Source organism: Streptomyces sp. NPDC014861 (assembly GCF_043081625.1).
In the GTDB taxonomy this organism is placed as follows: domain Bacteria; phylum Actinomycetota; class Actinomycetes; order Streptomycetales; family Streptomycetaceae; genus Streptomyces.
The window spans coordinates 668736-683895 of the sequence record NZ_JBIBWV010000002.1; the positions used below are offsets into that span (position 1 = coordinate 668736).

The 15160-nt window shown below is 74.6% G+C and carries 16 protein-coding genes; 6 read left to right on the plus strand and 10 right to left on the minus strand.

Annotated elements, in window-relative coordinates:
* Positions 1-15: 15 nt before the first annotated feature.
* Positions 16-651 (minus strand): TetR family transcriptional regulator, encoded by a 636-nt coding sequence (locus tag ACF1BN_RS06715; protein WP_392330456.1) that lies wholly within the window; start codon positions 649-651, stop codon positions 16-18.
* Between the two features lie 251 nt (positions 652-902).
* On the opposite strand from ACF1BN_RS06715, the gene ACF1BN_RS06720 reads away from it, so the two are divergent.
* The 4 genes from ACF1BN_RS06720 to ACF1BN_RS06735 all read left to right on the plus strand — a co-directional run bounded on the left by ACF1BN_RS06720 (position 903) and on the right by ACF1BN_RS06735 (position 4891).
* Entirely contained in the window at positions 903-2219 is a 1317-nt protein-coding gene (locus tag ACF1BN_RS06720) for a glycosyltransferase family 4 protein (RefSeq protein WP_392330457.1), read from the plus strand.
* A gap of 85 nt (positions 2220-2304) precedes the next feature.
* Positions 2305-3081, plus strand: coding sequence for a class I SAM-dependent methyltransferase (locus ACF1BN_RS06725; protein ID WP_392330458.1), 777 nt, complete (start codon positions 2305-2307; stop codon positions 3079-3081).
* Positions 3078-4169, plus strand: coding sequence for a prenyltransferase (locus tag ACF1BN_RS06730; protein WP_392330459.1), 1092 nt, complete (start codon positions 3078-3080; stop codon positions 4167-4169). The genes ACF1BN_RS06725 and ACF1BN_RS06730 overlap by 4 nt, the downstream gene beginning before the upstream one ends.
* Positions 4170-4342: 173 nt before the next feature.
* The gene (locus ACF1BN_RS06735; RefSeq protein WP_392330460.1) at positions 4343-4891 is read left to right on the plus strand and encodes a hypothetical protein; all 549 of its coding nucleotides are present in this window, start codon (positions 4343-4345) and stop codon (positions 4889-4891) included.
* 190 nt (positions 4892-5081) lie between these two features.
* On the opposite strand, the gene ACF1BN_RS06740 is transcribed toward ACF1BN_RS06735, so the two are convergent.
* The 3 genes from ACF1BN_RS06740 to ACF1BN_RS06750 form a co-directional block, all read right to left on the minus strand.
* Positions 5082-6092, minus strand: a complete 1011-nt coding sequence (locus tag ACF1BN_RS06740; protein ID WP_392330461.1) for an LLM class F420-dependent oxidoreductase — start codon at positions 6090-6092, stop codon at positions 5082-5084.
* 133 nt (positions 6093-6225) lie between these two features.
* Positions 6226-7053, minus strand: coding sequence for a DUF5336 domain-containing protein (locus ACF1BN_RS06745; RefSeq protein WP_392330462.1), 828 nt, complete (start codon positions 7051-7053; stop codon positions 6226-6228).
* Positions 7054-7152: 99 nt separating this feature from the next.
* Positions 7153-8043 carry an N-acetylmuramoyl-L-alanine amidase gene (locus ACF1BN_RS06750; RefSeq protein ID WP_392330463.1) on the minus strand — a complete coding sequence of 297 codons (891 nt, stop codon included), beginning with the start codon at positions 8041-8043 and terminating at the stop codon, positions 7153-7155.
* A 237-nt stretch (positions 8044-8280) separates the two neighbouring features.
* Between ACF1BN_RS06750 and ACF1BN_RS06755 the strand changes: the two genes are divergently transcribed.
* Positions 8281-10371: a hypothetical protein gene (locus ACF1BN_RS06755; protein WP_392330464.1), complete on the plus strand. Its 2091-nt coding sequence runs from the start codon at positions 8281-8283 to the stop codon at positions 10369-10371.
* Between the two features lie 56 nt (positions 10372-10427).
* On the opposite strand, the gene ACF1BN_RS06760 is transcribed toward ACF1BN_RS06755, so the two are convergent.
* The gene (locus tag ACF1BN_RS06760) at positions 10428-11018 is read right to left on the minus strand and encodes a TetR/AcrR family transcriptional regulator (protein WP_392330465.1); all 591 of its coding nucleotides are present in this window, start codon (positions 11016-11018) and stop codon (positions 10428-10430) included.
* Positions 11019-11142: 124 nt separating this feature from the next.
* Between ACF1BN_RS06760 and ACF1BN_RS06765 the strand changes: the two genes are divergently transcribed.
* Complete coding sequence (locus ACF1BN_RS06765; protein ID WP_392330466.1) at positions 11143-11802, plus strand: dihydrofolate reductase family protein; 660 nt, start codon at positions 11143-11145, stop codon at positions 11800-11802.
* A gap of 12 nt (positions 11803-11814) precedes the next feature.
* On the opposite strand, the gene ACF1BN_RS06770 is transcribed toward ACF1BN_RS06765, so the two are convergent.
* The 5 genes from ACF1BN_RS06770 to ACF1BN_RS06790 all read right to left on the minus strand — a co-directional run bounded on the left by ACF1BN_RS06770 (position 11815) and on the right by ACF1BN_RS06790 (position 14998).
* Positions 11815-12447 (minus strand): class I SAM-dependent methyltransferase, encoded by a 633-nt coding sequence (locus ACF1BN_RS06770; RefSeq protein ID WP_392330467.1) that lies wholly within the window; start codon positions 12445-12447, stop codon positions 11815-11817.
* A 97-nt stretch (positions 12448-12544) separates the two neighbouring features.
* Complete coding sequence (locus ACF1BN_RS06775; RefSeq protein ID WP_392330468.1) at positions 12545-13369, minus strand: hypothetical protein; 825 nt, start codon at positions 13367-13369, stop codon at positions 12545-12547.
* Between the two features lie 25 nt (positions 13370-13394).
* Positions 13395-13997 carry a DUF1349 domain-containing protein gene (locus ACF1BN_RS06780; RefSeq protein ID WP_392330469.1) on the minus strand — a complete coding sequence of 201 codons (603 nt, stop codon included), beginning with the start codon at positions 13995-13997 and terminating at the stop codon, positions 13395-13397.
* Between the two features lie 127 nt (positions 13998-14124).
* Complete coding sequence (locus ACF1BN_RS06785) at positions 14125-14544, minus strand: hypothetical protein (RefSeq protein ID WP_392330470.1); 420 nt, start codon at positions 14542-14544, stop codon at positions 14125-14127.
* A 49-nt stretch (positions 14545-14593) separates the two neighbouring features.
* Positions 14594-14998 carry a DUF4259 domain-containing protein gene (locus tag ACF1BN_RS06790; RefSeq protein ID WP_392330471.1) on the minus strand — a complete coding sequence of 135 codons (405 nt, stop codon included), beginning with the start codon at positions 14996-14998 and terminating at the stop codon, positions 14594-14596.
* Positions 14999-15160: the final 162 nt, after the last annotated feature.

The window sequence follows — 15160 nt, forward strand, 5'->3', positions numbered from 1 at the left end:
CCGGTGACGACCCCGTCAGGGACGGGCGGACGTCCGTCCCGGGGACGTCAGGTCGATCAGGCGGCAGACCGTCTCGATGTCGATCTTCACCTGGGCGATCGAGGCGCGGCCCGAGAGCCAGGTGATGAGGGCGGAGTGCCAGGTGTGCTCGATGACGCGGACGGCCGACAGCTGCTCAGGGGTCGGCTGTTCCGCGTCCATCGCGTCGAGGATGATCGCGGTCGTCAGGCGGGAGACCGTGTCGACCTCGGGGCTGACGCTGCGGTCGGCGAAGGTCAGCGCCCTGACCATCGCGTCGGCGAGCTGCGGCTCGCGCTGGAGGGCGCGGAACGCCCGCATCAGGGTCTCCGCGACCCGCTCGGCCGGGACGGCGCCGGCCGGGGGCCGCTTCCGGAGCGTGGTGTGCATGTGCTGGAGCTGGTCCTGCATGGTCGCGACGAGCAGGTGGATCTTGGAGGGGAAGTAGCGGTAGAGCGTCCCGAGGGCGACCCCGGCCGCCTCCGCGACCTCCCGCATCTGCACGGCGTCGAAGCCGCCGCGGGCGGCGAGCTGCGCGCTGGCGTCGAGGATGCGGCGGCGCCGCGCCTCCTGGCGCTCCGTCAGGGGCGGGGTGGCGGAGGGGCGGTGGTCCGCTCTGCTCTCTGCGGTCATCGGGGTCCCGTTCCGTGCGGTGGGGAGCGTCAGTATGGCGGAGGACGGCCGCGGCGCGAACCTCCGCGGCCGGGTGGTGCGAATCACCTGTTCCGGCGCTCACACAGGAGCTACCTGCCGGTAGATTCGGTGCCTCCCGGAGGATCGAGAGTGGTGTCGGAAGACGTCGGGAACGATCAAGTCTGTAACTTGTTCTACATTAGCGCGAGCGGTTACGCTCGCGCGAAACGCACGCTCGAAGGGGGTCGCGCATGACCGCTGAGGCCATAGAGGCGAGCCCCCGGCAGGGTGCCGCCCCGTCCGGTGACAGTCCGTTGCGGATCGCTCTCCTCACGTACAAGGGGAACCCGTTCTGCGGCGGCCAGGGCGTCTACGTCCGCCACCTCTCCCGCGAGCTCGCCCGCCTGGGCCACACCGTCGAGGTCTTCGGCTCCCAGCCGTACCCGACGCTCGACGAGGGCGTCGCGCTCAGCGAGATCGCCAGTCTCGACCTCTACCGCCAGCCCGACCCCTTCCGGACGCCGAAGCGCGAGGAGTACCGGGACTGGATCGACGGCCTGGAGGTCGCCACCATGTGGACCGGCGGCTTCCCCGAGCCGCTGACCTTCTCGCTGCGGGCCCGCCGCACGCTCGCCGCCCGCCGCGGCGACTTCGACGTGATCCACGACAACCAGACCCTCGGGTACGGACTCCTGGGCGGCCCCCGCGCGCTCGGCGCCCCGCTGGTCACCACGATCCACCACCCCATCACCGTCGACCGGCGGCTGGACCTCGACGCCGCCGCCGACTGGAAGCGCCGCGCCTCCGTCCGCCGCTGGTACGGCTTCACCCGCATGCAGAAGCGGGTCGCCCGCCGGCTGCCCTCGGTCCTCACCGTCTCCGGCACCTCGCGCGACGAGATCGTCGAGCACCTCGGCGTCCGCGAGGACCGCATCCGGGTCGTGCACATCGGCGCCGACACCGAGCTGTGGTCCCCGGACCCCTCGGTTGCCGAGGTCCCCGGCCGGATCGTCACCACCTCCAGCGCCGACGTCCCCCTCAAGGGCCTGGTCTTCCTGATCGAGGCGCTCGCCAAGCTCCGCACCGAGCGGCCCGACGCGCACCTCGTCGTGGTCGGCAAGCGGGCCGAGGACGGACCCGTGGCCCAGGCCATCGGGCGGTACGGGCTCGACGGCGCCGTCCGCTTCGTCAAGGGCATCAGCGACGCCGAGCTCGTCGACCTCTACCGCTCCGCCGAGGTCGCCTGCGTCCCCTCCCTCTACGAGGGCTTCTCGCTGCCCGCCGCCGAGGGCATGGCCACCGGCACCCCGCTCGTCGCCACCACCGGCGGGGCGATCCCCGAGGTCGCGGGACCCGACGGCGAGACCTGCCTCGCCGTCCCCACCGGCGACGCGGGCGCGCTGGCGGCCGCGCTCGGCCGGACGCTGGGCGACCCCGAACTGCGGGCGCGGCTCGGCGCGGCGGGGCGGGACCGGGTCCTGTCCCGGTTCACCTGGGCCGCCGCCGCACGGGGCACCGCCGAGCTCTACCGGGAGGCCCTGGACCGCCAGGGCGCCCGCCGCCGCTGACCCCACGTCCACCGCCGACCGCCGCCGCCCCACCTCGTACCGCCTCCGCACCACCCGAACCCCGCCACCCTGAAGGGCAGACCCCGTGCTGACCGTCGACTTCACCCGCTTCCCGCTCGCCCCCGGCGACCGCGTGCTCGACCTGGGCTGCGGTGCGGGCCGGCACGCCTTCGAGTGCTACCGGCGCGGCGCCCAGGTCGTGGCCCTCGACCAGAACGGCGAGGAGATCCGCGAGGTCGCCAAGTGGTTCGCCGCCATGAAGGAGGCCGGCGAGGCCCCGGCCGGTGCCACCGCCACCGCGATGGAGGGCGACGCGCTCAACCTGCCCTTCCCCGACGAGTCCTTCGACGTCGTCATCATCTCCGAGGTCATGGAGCACATCCCGGACGACAAGGGCGTCCTCGCCGAGATGGTCCGCGTCCTCAAGCCGGGCGGCCGGATCGCGATCACCGTCCCCCGCTACGGCCCCGAGAAGATCTGCTGGGCGCTCTCCGACGAGTACCACGAGGTCGAGGGCGGCCACATCCGCATCTACAAGGCGGACGAACTCCTCGCCAGGATCCGCCAGGCCGGCCTCAAGCCGTACGGCACCCACCACGCGCACGCCCTGCACGCGCCCTACTGGTGGCTCAAGTGCGCCTTCGGCGTCGACAACGACAAGGCGCTGCCGGTCCGCGCCTACCACAAGCTCCTGGTCTGGGACATCATGAAGAAGCCCGCCCTGACCCGGGTCGCCGAACAGCTGCTCAACCCGGTCGTCGGCAAGAGCTTCGTCGCCTACGCCACCAAGCCCCACCTCCCGAAGGCCGCCGCCGACACCCCCGCAGGGGCCGGCGCCGCCACCGCGGACGCGGCCCGGTGACCTCCCCCGAACGGATCGCGGAGCACCTGGTCCTGCCCGGCGTCCTCACCGCGGAGCAGGCCGCCGCCACCGTCGCCGGCATCCTCGCCGCCCAGCGCGAGGACGGCGCCATCCCGTGGTTCCGGGGCCACCACCTCGACCCCTGGGACCACACCGAGGCCGCCATGGCCCTGGACACGGCCGGCGAGCACGAGGCCGCCGCCCGCGCCTACGCCTGGCTCGCCCGCCACCAGAACCCCGACGGCTCCTGGTACGCGGCCTACCGGGACGGCGACGCCGACGACGTCACCGACCGCGGCAAGGAGTCCAACTTCACCGCGTACATAGCCGTCGGCGTCTGGCACCACTACCTGTCGACCGGCGACGACGCCTTCCTCGACCGGATGTGGCCGGCCGTCTACGCGGCGGTCGAGTTCGTCCTCCGGCTCCAGCGGCCCGGCGGCCAGATCGGCTGGAAGCGCGAGCCCGACGGCGCCCCCGTCACGGACGCCCTCCTCACCGGCTCCTCCTCGATCCACCACGCCCTGCGCTGCGCCCTCGCCGTCGCCGAGGCCCGCGAGGAGCCGCAGCCCGACTGGGAGCTGGCGGCGGGCTCCCTCGCCCACGCGATCCGCCGCCACCCGGAGCGGTTCCTCGACAAGTCCCGCTATTCGATGGACTGGTACTACCCGGTCCTCGGCGGCGCCGTCACCGGCGCCGAGGCGAAGGCCCGCATCGACGCCCGCTGGGAGGAGTTCGTCGTCCCGGGCCTCGGCGTCCGCTGCGTCGTCCCCAACCCGTGGGTCACCGGCGGCGAGAGCTGCGAACTCGCCCTCGCCCTCTGGGCGACGGGGGAGTCCGACCGGGCCCTCACGATCCTCCAGGACATCGGCCACCTGCGCGCCCCGAGCGGCCTGTACTGGACGGGGTACGTGTACGAGGGCGCCGACGGCGACGAGCCGGCCGTCTGGCCCGAGGAGCAGACCACCTGGACGGCGGGCTCCCTCCTCCTCGCGGTGGCCGCCCTCGGCGGCGAACAGGCCACCGTCGCCGTCTTCGGCGGCGAGACCCTCCCGACCGGCCTGGCCCCGGACTGCTGCGGGGCGTGACACGGCGGCGGAAGGGCCCCGGACCGGACCGGTCCCGGGGCCCTTCCCTCCTCCCGATCCCCGCCGGGGGCGGGGCTGAGGTGCCCGGCGGGGCCACCCGTACGGAGCCGCACGGATGGCGGTGCCCCGGGGCCGGGGCGAGGCTGGCGCCACCACTCCAGGGAGGTTCCGCTGTGCCCAGAAGCCTGACCCGCGGCGTCGTCGCGCTGCTGCTGTCCTGCACGCTGCTGCTCACCACGGCCGCCTGCGGGGCCGACACCACCCAGAGCGTGAGTACGGCCTCCAGCCCCTCGGCGTCGAGCACCTTCGAGCAGCAGAAGCTGGCGAAGACCCGCTTCGTCGCGAACGCCGGACTCGCCGCCGGGGCCGCGTATCAGTGGATCGTGAAGCCCTACAGGGCCGGCAAGTTCAAGAAGGGCGCGGACGGGCGCACCTTCGCCCTCGTCAAGGCGGGCCTCGCGGGCGCGTTCACCTACAACCGGCTCAAGGCCGCGGTGAACAACGCCAAGGGCGACCCGCTCCTCTCCAAGGCCGTCGCCCCGCTCACCGCCGGCATCGAGTCCCTCAAGGACCTCGGGACGAAGCTCCGCAAGGGCGAGATCGACGCGGCCGGCGTCGGCGGCCTGGAGGGCGTCATCAACGACATCAAGGACGCCGGCAAGTCCGCCGGGGCCGAGGTCGTCGACAAGGTCCCCTCGGCCTCCCAGCTCAGCGGCGGCTGACAGCGGCGCCCGCGCACGAGGGCGGCACGCCCGGCGGGGTTCGCCATCGCGCGGTCGGCGAGCTCGCCACCGCGCGCCCGGCCGACGAGCCGACCGTGGAGCGGGCGCGCGTCGACACGGTGGTCGTCGGCCTCGTCCGCCCCGGGGCGTCCTCGCCGAGGTCGTCGACCCCCGACCCGCCCCCGCGGGGTTACGCGGAGAGTTCCGCGAGCGTCCGCAGGGTCTCCTGGTCCGGGGCCGTGACCAGCAGCTCCGTCACCGGTCCCGTCCGCCATTCCTGGAGCCGTTCGGCGATCCGCCCGCGGGGGCCGACCAGGGAGATCTCGTCGGCGAACGCGTCCGGGACGGCGAGGACGGCCTCCTCGCGGCGGCCCTCGGCGAAGAGGTCCTGGATGTGCCGGGCCTCGGCCTCGTAGCCCATGCGGGCCATGAGGTCGGCGTGGAAGTTGCGGGTCGCGTGCCCCATGCCGCCGATGTAGAAGCCCAGCATCGCCTTGACCGGCAGCAGGCCCTTCGGCACGTCGTCGCAGACCTGGGCGCGGACCATCGGGGCCACCCGGAAGCCGTCGGGGAGCCGGTCCGGGAGGGCGTACACCTCGCGCCAGCGGCCGGGCGACCAGTAGAGCGGCAGCCAGCCGTCGGCGATCCGCAGCGTCTGCGCGATGTTCTTCGGCCCCTCCGCGCCCAGCAGGATCGGCAGGTCGGCGCGGAGCGGGTGGGTGATCGGCTTGAGGGGCCTGCCGAGACCGGTGCCGTCCTCTCCCGCGTACGGGAAGGAGTGGTGCCGGCCGTCGAGCCGGACGGGGCCCTCCCGGCGCAGCACCTGGCGGATCACGTCCACGTACTCGCGGGTGGCGGTCAGCGGGGAGCGCGGGAACGGGCGCCCGTACCAGCCCTCCACCACCTGCGGCCCGGAGAGCCCGAGGCCGAGCCGCATCCGGCCGCCCGACAGGTGGTCCAGGGTCAGCGCCTGCATCGCCGTCGCGGTCGGGGTGCGGGCCGCCATCTGCGCCACGGCGGTGCCGAGGCCGATCCTGCTGGTGCGGGCGGCGATCCAGGTGAGGGTGGTGAAGGCGTCCGAGCCCCACGCCTCCGCCGTCCACACCGAGTCGTAGCCCAGCCGCTCCGCCTCGCGCGCGAGCTCCAGATGGGCGGGGGAGGGGCCGCGGCCCCAGTAGCCGAGCGCGAGTCCCAGGCGCATGCCGGACTCCCTTCTGACGCCGACGAAACATTCTGACGATGTGTCAGATCTGGTTCCCGGGGACTGTACGACAGCGGCCCCCCGACCGGAAGTGGTTCCGGTCGGGGGGCCGCTGCGGTGGATCGGCGGGGGCTCAGCCGCGCTGGATGCCCGTGGCGTCCTGGAGGACGCCGCGGCGGCCGTCCTGCGTCTGCGCGATCAGCGCCTGGCCGCGCTGCTCGACGGCCAGGTACCAGGTGCCGGGGGCCAGTTCGGCGATCTGGGCGCCGGAGCCGTCCTCCGCGTACAGCGGACGGGCGACCGGCACGGCGAACCAGAACGGCGTGAAGTCCGAGCCGCCCTGCGCCGGGGCCTGCGGCTCCGGCTGCGGGGCCGGCTGCGGCTGGCCGAAGGGCCGGCCGCCCTGCGAGGCGTCGTGCGGGGCCGGGTAGGGCTGCTGGCCCTGCTGGGCGCCCGGGTAGCCGTAGCCGCCGCCGGCGACACCCGGCTGGCCGGGCTGCGCGCCGTACGGCTGCGGGGTCTGCGGGCGCGGGGCGCCGACGAGCGGGGCCTTGAGGGCGGGGACCATCGGGCCGGCGACCGCGGCGGCGGCCAGCACCAGGGCGGCGATCAGGCCGAGGATCAGGCCGGCGCCGGAGTTCTCCGACTCGAAGACCCACATGAGCAGGTTCCACGCCGAGGCGACCGTGAGGGCGGCCCCGACCTGGCCGAGCTCCAGGCCCAGGACCTTGCGCGGCTGGGGCAGGGCGTGGGAGACGACGACGAGCGCCGCACCGGCGAGGCCGAGGAAGAAGGCGCCCCAGCCGAGCGGCGACGCCTCCCAGGAGTTGCCGAAGTCGATCTGGTCGCAGATCGCGGCCGGACCGTCGCAGCCGGCGGTGTCGAGGAACGAGGCGATGAACAGCACCACCGCAGCACCGATCAGCACGCCATCGCCTCGGGTGAGGGAGCGGATATTCACGTAAGAAGTCCTTCGTCGGGTCGTCGTCGCGTCGGGCAGGCGCAAATTCTGGGCACGGGGCGGCCCCATCGTACGGAGCGAATCTATCGCTCGCGGGTTCTACCCCTGGAGGTAGGTCACGATGCCGTCGGCGATGCCCTGTGCCGCCTTCTGCCGCCACACCCCGGACGTCAGCAGTGCGGCGTCCTTCGGATCACGCATATTGCCGCATTCGACGAAGACCTTGGGCACCGTTGACAGATTGAGACCTCCGAGATCCGATCGGACGTCCAATCCGGTGCCCCCGCCGAGGTAGTTGGCGGGGTTCGTTCCGGTCGCCCCGCGGAAGCCGGAGACGATCCGCTCGCCGAGCCGGCGCGAAGGGGCCACGATCGGGCCGGTGTCGGCGGCCCCCTCCCGCACCTTCGCCGGCACGATCACGTGGAAGCCGCGGTTTCCGGTGGCCGAGCCGTCCGCGTGGACGGAGACGACGGCGTCGGCCTTCGCCTCGTTCCCCGTCCGGGCGCGCTCGTCGATGCAGGGCCCGTACGGCCGGTCCGCGTCGTGCGTCAGGACGACCGTGGCGCCGCCCGCCTCCAGGAGCTTCCGCAGCCGGTGCGAGACGTCGAGGGTGAAGGCCGCCTCCGTGTACGCGGGCCTGCCCCCGGTCGCGTTCGTCGCGGTCCCGGTGGTGTCGCACTCCTTGCGGGCGGTGCCGATGTCCACCTTCCGGTTGATCTCGCGCGTGTGGTCGAAGTTCCCCGGGTTGTGGCCGGGGTCGATGACGACGGTCCGCCCGGCGAGCGGCCGGGGGCCGCCGGCGGTCGGTCCGGTCCGGTCCGGGGCGGGCGCGGTGGCCGTCGTGGCCGTCGCGGCCCCGGCCGCGGGGCCCCGGGCGCCCTGTGCGGCCTCGGAGGCGGCGCCGCAGCCGGCGAGGGCGGCGGAGCAGACGATCGCCGCGAGGGCGGCGGGCGCGGAGCGGGTCACGGGGTTCCTCCGGTCGTACGGCACCCCGCGACTCTAGGCCCTCCGATGGCCGAAACCATCGACGGGATGTACCGGCTGCGTCACCGCTCCCGCAATCCGCTGGACGAGTGTGCGCGCCGGGTGAAGGGTAGGTGCAAGAAGCGGCGGTGACGGGTCACCGCGCCAGGACCACGAGGGGGAACCGTGGCGGGGGAAGAACCGAACGACGCACGTCCGCGCCCGGACGCGGAAGGCCCGCGGGACGCCCGTCCCGTGCCGCCCGTGCCGCAGGACGCCCGGCCCGGCCCGGACCTGGCCAAGCGGCCCGCCGACGCGCCGCCGCCGGGCTCGCCGCAGGACGTCCGGCCGGGCCCGGACGCGGACGGGCGCCCGTCCGACGCGCCGCCGCCGGACGGCTCCGGCGCGACGATCATGATGAGACCGGCCCGCCGCCCCGACGCCGGCGCCGCCAATACGGACCCCGCGCCCGCTGACGCTTCCGGGGCGGCCGGTTCCGGGGGTGGTACGGGCTCAGGGGCGGCCGGTTCCGGGAGCGGTACGGGCTTCGGGGCCGACGCTTCCGGGAGCGGTACGGACGCCTCGGCGACGGGCTCCTTCCGGCTGCCCGCTCCCGCACCTGCACCCGTCCAGGCCGCCGGACCGGCGCCCTGGGAGGCCCCGCAGAACGGGGGGTCCCATCCCGGGGGCACCGCGTCCGGCGGCGGGTTCGGTCCGCCCGTCGGCGGGTTCGGGGCGGGGGCCGCGCACGGTCAGGCGCCCGCGACCGCGCCCGGCTGGGCCGGGACCGGGACGCTGCCCCCGCCGCCCCCCGCCCCGCCGGGACACGGCCAGGGCGGGGCGGGCGGCGAGGCGCGGCCTCTCCAGGCCCTCCTGATCGCCCTGCTGAACCTCTCCTGCCTCGGCCTCGGCTACCTCGCGCTCCGCCACTGGGTGAGCGCGGCCCTCTGCTGGGCGGCCACCGCCGGCCTGCTCCTCGTGGCCCTCCCGGCGGACGCCGACGGCGTGCCCGCGGGCGTGCTCGTCGGGTACGGCGCCTTCCTGCTGGCCGTCGCCGCCGACGGGGCCCGGCGGGGCCTGCGCGCCCGGATCAGCTTCGGGACCACGGTCCGCCGCCTGGCGCTGCCGCTCGCCGTCGTGCTGCTCGCCGCCCCGGTCGGCGGCGCCGTCGCCTACGCGGGGGCCCACTCGGACGCCCGCGAGGAGGCCCGCCAGCAGTCCCTGCTGGCCCGGCTCGCCGCCGCCGACGCGCTGGTGAAGGGCGGCGAGGGGCAGCCGTTCACGACCGCTGAGGCCGACTACCGCAAGGCGCTGGAGGAGTACCAGGACCTGACCGCGACCGAGGGCGGCTCGCGCGCCGCGAAGCTCGTACCGGACCGGCTCGACGCCTACTACAAGGCGGTCTCCGCCCCGTACGGGCAGCAGAAGTACTGCGAGGCCGTCGCCCCGCTGGGGCACCTGCGGTCGCTGCCGGACACCGTCGACAAGGCGCTCCTCGGCGACCGCCCGGCCCGCATGGACGAGCCGCTGGCGCAGTCGCTCTACGAGTGCGGCACGGTCGCCCTCGGGGGCTCGTCGAAGTCGGACGCGACGGCGCGCTTCAACGACCTGACCTCGACGTTCCCGCAGTCGCCCTATGTCGGCAAGGCCGAGACGGCGGTCAAGGACGCGATCCGGGCCAAGGCCGGGGCACTCGGTGCCGCGGGGACCGGCCGCTGCGACACCACCGCCGAACTGCGCTCCCTGCGGGTGGTCGCCGCCGGCATGAAGGGCGTCTCGCTGGACGGGGCGGTCGCGGACGCGGACCGGGGCGTGCGGAAGGGCGTCTTCGCGTGCGGCACCGAGCAGTTCGGGGACGAGGAGTTCAGCGAGGCCGTCGAGACGATGAACACCTACGTCAAGGACTACCCGGACGGCGAGCAGGTCGGGCACGCCCGCTCCATCGCGATCGCCGCGCAGATCGCCGGGGAGGAGCCGGAGGCCGGGAAGAAGCTGCCCCCGGCGACGGTGCCCGGCGGCGCCCGCATGACCATGGTGATCAGCAACGACGCCCGGGACGCGGTCGAACTCCTCTACACCGGACCGGTCACCGGCAAGATCACCCTGAAGGGCTGCGGAGGCTGCCGCAGCTACGAGCGGGTCGACACCCTCCGGCCCGGCTTCAAGCCCTGCTCCGGCGCGGCCTCGAAGTACCCGAAGGTGACGATCCAGCTGCCCGCGGGCAAGTACCACATGCTCCAGAAGCGGGCCGGCAGCGGCTTCTCCACGGCCGGTGACACCAAGACCAGCAAGGCGACCATCGAGCCCGGCTACGACTACACCAACTGCCTCTACGTCACGTCGGGCCTGTACTAGGGCTGGTACGGGGGCCTGTACTCGGGCCTGCACGGCGGCTCGTGCCGGGGTCTGTACTAGGCCCCGTCACGAGCCGCGAACACGATCCGGTCCACCGCCGCCGCCACCAGCGCGTCGCGCTCCTCCTCCGGGAAGACCTCGGGGAGGGTCAGCTGCTCCACGATCAGCCAGTTCAGGGTGAGCATGAGCAGCTTGACGGCGGTGGCGTCGCCGGGGAGGCCGGACGCGTCGTGGAAGGCGACGTTCTGCTCGACGTCGGCCCGTACCCGCTCGGTCAGGATCGAGCGGAGCGCGGGCCGGCGGGTGGCCTCCAGACGCAGTTCGAGCAGGGCGAGGTAGCCGGTGCGGAAGCCGGAGACCCGTCCGACCAGCTCCCGCATCAGCCGGACGTACGTCTCCCTGTCGCGCGGCGCGGTCCGCGTCCCCTCGATGGTCGCCTCGTCGGGCTGGAGCCGCTCGTACACCCGGGCGCCGGCCTGGGTGAGCAGGTCGTCCCGGTTGGCGAAGTAGTTGGACGCGGTCCCCGTCGGCACCCCGGCCTCCGTGTCCACCGCCCGGAAGGTCAGCCCCCGGGCCCCTTCCCGCGCCAGCACCTCGATCGCGGCGTCCACCAGCGCGGCGCGCCGCTCGTCGTTCCGCCTCGCCATGAAGGCCACTCCATTCGTAGTACTACAGTCGCACCCCTTTGGGTAGCGTACGCGCTCTCCCGCGATGAGTTCCCGCCGCCCGGGCAGTCATGACCTCGGAAACACACGCGCGAGGAGGCATCCCATGACCGCCGGCCACCGGCCCCAGCTCCTGAAGGTGCAGAACTTCAACGTCACCGCCGACGGCGTCGCCGCGGGCGAGGACCAGACCCTGGAACGGCCCTTCGGCCACCTCGACCCGGGCCGGCTCTTCGGCTGGGCCGGGGCGACCGCCAGCTGGCCGAACCGGACCGACCCCGGCGGCAGCCGGGGCCTGGACGACCACCTCGTCCGGGACTTCCACCACGGCATCGGCGCCGAGATCATGGGGCGCAACAAGTTCGGCCCCCAGCGCGGCCCGTGGGCCGACGAGGAGTGGAAGGGCTGGTGGGGCGAGGAGCCGCCCTTCCACACCCCGGTCTTCGTCCTCACCCACCACGAGCGCCCCTCCTTCACGCTCTCCGACACCACCTTCCACTTCCTCGACGCCGACCCGGCGACCGCCCTGGCCCGCGCCAGGGAGGCGGCGGAGGGGAAGGACGTCCGGCTCGGCGGCGGGGTGACGACGGTCCGCGCGTTCCTGGACGCCGACCTCGTCGACACCCTCCACGTCGCCGTCTCCCCGGTGGAGGCCGGCACCGGCCTCAGGCTCTGGGACTCGCCCGAGGAGCTCACCGACCGCTTCCACCTGGACGTCGTCCCCAGCCCCAGCGGGGTCACCCACCACCTCTTCTGGCGCAAGTGACCGCCTGAGGCGTCAGGCGGTCCGGCGCAGCACCCGCAGCGACTCCGTCACCGAGACCTCCTCGAAGTCCCCGGACTCCAGCGCGCGCAGATAGATCCGGTACGGCGCCTGGCCGCCGTCCGCCGGGTCCGGGAACACGTCGTGGATCACCAGCAGGCCCCCGGGGGCGACCCGGGGGGCCCAGCCCTCGAAGTCGTTCGTCGCGTGCTCGTCCGTGTGCCCGCCGTCGATGAAGACGAGCCCCAGCTCCCCGCCCCACACCCTCGCGACCTGCGGGCTCCGGCCCACCACCGCGATCACGTGCTCCTCCAGACCCGCCTTCCGCAGCGTCCGCCGGAAGGTCGGCAGCGTGTCCATCACGCCCACCTCCGGGTCCACCACCGTCGGGTCGTGGTACTCCCACCCCGGCTGCTGCTCATCGCTGCCCCGGTGGTGGTCCACCGTCACCGCGACCGTCCCCGCCGCCCGCGCCGCGTCCGCCAGCAGGATCGTCGACCGCCCGCAGTACGTGCCCACCTCCAGGAGCGGCAGCCCCAGCTTCCCCGCCTCCTCCGCCGCCGCGTACAGGGCCAGCCCCTCCCCGACGGGCATGAACCCCTTCGCGGCCTCGAAGGCGGCGAGGATCTCGGCACTGGGCTCGGACATGGCGGTCTCCTACTGGCGAGTAGTACGTCGGTACGGGCGCCCATCGTGCCCTACCCGCCGGGCGGGGCACGGTCGAGGGGCGCGGTCGTGGGGCGCGTCAGCCGCCGAGGAGGCGGAAGGTCCAGGTGTCGACGGTGTAGCGGACCGGGTCGGCGGGGTGCGGTTCCGCGACGATCGCGAGCAGCACGTCGCCGTCGCGCCGCAGGGCCCGTACGGTCCGGGAGTCGGCGGGGGTCCGCAGCTCGGCCAGGACGGTCGCGCCGAGGTCCCGGTCCACCGCGCGGATCACGCCCCCGTCCAGGACGAGGAGGGTGCCGTCGGGGAGGACGACCGGTTTCGGCGGCTGGGGGTCGTTCAGGCGGGGGCCCGGGGAGACGGCGCCGCCGGGCAGGAGCCGTACGACCCGGGCCCGGGTGGGGATCCGCCGGTCCGCCTCCACGACGCGGACGCCGCTGCCGACGACGTAGTGGCCGTACGAGGTCCAGCGGTCCGTCTCGGCGCCGTCGCGGTCGTACTCGCGGGTCTCGAAGACGCCGTAGCCCTCCAGGCCCAGCAGGAACCGGCCGCCGCTCCGGGCGGCCCCCCGCTCGCCGCGCAGCTCGGCGACCCTGCGGCCGTCCGCCAGGTCGAGGAGGTACGCCGGGCCGAGGAAGCCCCAGGGGGTGTACTCCAGGGAGTCGGTGGTCACGAGGACCCGGCCGCCCGAGATGTGGGCGGCGTTGGGGCGGCCGGCCAGGGCGTGGGTCCACAGGGTGCGGCCGTCGGCACCGGTCGCCCGGATCTCGCCCTTCGCGCCGTGGACGGCGAACTCGCCGCGCCGGGCCAGGGGTTCGCCGGGAGGGCGGGCCTGCTCGTACGGGGGCCTGCCCTCCTCCCGGCGGTGGTCGACGGCCTCCGCGCGCCATGCTCCGATGCTCGCCATGGCGGGAGCGTAGCCGCCGCGCGGCTCACCGTCCGTCGAACAGGTGCGCAAGGGGCGTCGGGGTGAGGCGGAGGGCGTCGAAGTCGGCCCGGCACCCCTCCCCGACGGGCGACTGCGCCCCGATCCCGACCCGTACGGGTCCCGGGGTGCCGAGGGTGAACTGCCGTACCAGGCGCCATGTCCCGCCGTCCTCGGAGGAGTGGAAGGCGTACCGCTCGCCGGTCCGGCTGATCCGCAGCCACAGCGCGTCCGTGGTGACGGGCGCGCCGACGGCGTCGTCGGAGCGGCCGCGGGTCACGACGGAGAAGACGCCCGCGGTGCCGTCGGGCGCCTGCTCGACGGTGAGCTTCGCCCAGTGGTCGTCGTCGGCGTGGACGACGAGCGCGCCGGCGTCCCAGGCGTCCCGCAGTCCGGCCCGGACCCGGGCCGACCACTGCCAGTCCCCGTCCGGCGGCGCGGTCAGCGCGAGCGCCGCGTCCTGCCGGCGGGTGCCGTCGAGCGGGTCGGTGAACAGATCGGTGCGCGGCGCGGCGGTGACGGTCAGGACGCCGTCACCGCCGAGGGACCAGGAGGCGGGGGCGGTCACCCATGCCAGGGCGAGCGGGAGGGCGGGTTCGGTCGTCGTCATGCCGCCATGATCGCGCCCCGGCCGGCCCCGGAGCCGTGTCTGCGGCCGAGGATCCAAGAACCCGCACGGAAGTCCAAGTGCCCCCGCCCGGGCCCGATCTCCCGCCCGCGCGGGGTGGCGCCCTCGCTCACCGCAGGTCGTCGCGGCCCAGCCACGAGGGCCGGACCGGCACCCCGTCCGCGTCCCGTTCGACCGGGGGAGGGGAGGGCTCGGCGGGTACGGGCTCGGGCCGCCGTTCCGGCCGGGGCTCCTCCCGACGGACGGGCGCCGCGGAGTCCTCCAGCAGCTCCGCCACCGTGAACCGGGTGACGTAGGACTGCCACGCCCCGTCGACGACGAGCAGGAACCCGTCGTCCTGCCGGAGCAGCCGGCGCCGCCGGTGACTCAGCGGGTGGGCGGGCGTATGGTTCCGCGCCCGTCGCTCCAGCTCCGCGAGGGCCTCCTCGCGCGACCCGGTGACGTGCGCGAGCACGCTCGCCTCCGTGTGCTTGCGTTCCCCCATGCCCACGGTCGTCTCCATGACGAGCCCCCACGTCGGCGTTTCCATCGAACCCCCGTTCTCACGACGGAGCCCACTGTAGGCGGCGGCGACGGCGTCAGGCCCCCGCGAGGACGCCCCGCAGCGCCCGTACCCCCGCCTTCCACTCCTCGCCGTCCGACTCCTCCCACAGCTCCAGCAGTTCGGACGGCTCGGCGACGACCCGGTCGAGCGCGGCCACCGCCTCCGTCCGCAGCTCCGCCGGCAGCACCCCCAGCGGCTCCTTCGGCCCGTACGAGGTCGTCACCGGCTCCCCGCCCGGGCACTGCGCCGCCACCAGTGCGGCGGACGCGATCGCCTCCATCGACAGGTCCGCGTCCAGGTACTCCTCCCCGGTCCCCGTCACCTCGCGGAAGGCCGTGAGCAGCACCTCCGCCTTCTTCCCCTCGGGTGCCGAATCCACCCGGTACGAGAAGTCGGCGGCGGTGTCGTTGTCGAACGGCCCGATGTCCCAGGTCCCCATGGCGCGTACGCCCTTTCACGCTCGTGTCGTTCCGGTGTCCCTCATCGTGGCAGGGCCCACCGACAACGCGTGCGGGTCAGTGGGAGTGGGCGGTGATGTCGCCGTAGGAGGTGGTGGCGCGGATGGTGAGGGGGGCGTCCTTGCCGTCGGTGTTGCGGAGGG

Excerpts from the sequence above, each read along its gene's own strand:
- ACF1BN_RS06715 (WP_392330456.1), bottom strand. The coding sequence starts at position 651 with ATGACCGCAGAGAGCAGAGCGGACCACCGCCCCTCCGCCACCCCGCCC.
- ACF1BN_RS06720 (WP_392330457.1), top strand. The coding sequence starts at position 903 with ATGACCGCTGAGGCCATAGAGGCGAGCCCCCGGCAGGGTGCCGCCCCG.
- ACF1BN_RS06740 (WP_392330461.1), bottom strand. The coding sequence starts at position 6,092 with ATGCGCCTGGGACTCGCGCTCGGCTACTGGGGCCGCGGCCCCTCCCCC.
- ACF1BN_RS06760 (WP_392330465.1), bottom strand. The coding sequence starts at position 11,018 with ATGGCGAGGCGGAACGACGAGCGGCGCGCCGCGCTGGTGGACGCCGCG.
- ACF1BN_RS06765 (WP_392330466.1), top strand. The coding sequence starts at position 11,143 with ATGACCGCCGGCCACCGGCCCCAGCTCCTGAAGGTGCAGAACTTCAAC.
- ACF1BN_RS06770 (WP_392330467.1), bottom strand. The coding sequence starts at position 12,447 with ATGTCCGAGCCCAGTGCCGAGATCCTCGCCGCCTTCGAGGCCGCGAAG.
- ACF1BN_RS06775 (WP_392330468.1), bottom strand. The coding sequence starts at position 13,369 with ATGGCGAGCATCGGAGCATGGCGCGCGGAGGCCGTCGACCACCGCCGG.
- ACF1BN_RS06780 (WP_392330469.1), bottom strand. The coding sequence starts at position 13,997 with ATGACGACGACCGAACCCGCCCTCCCGCTCGCCCTGGCATGGGTGACC.
- ACF1BN_RS06785 (WP_392330470.1), bottom strand. The coding sequence starts at position 14,544 with ATGGAAACGCCGACGTGGGGGCTCGTCATGGAGACGACCGTGGGCATG.
- ACF1BN_RS06790 (WP_392330471.1), bottom strand. The coding sequence starts at position 14,998 with ATGGGGACCTGGGACATCGGGCCGTTCGACAACGACACCGCCGCCGAC.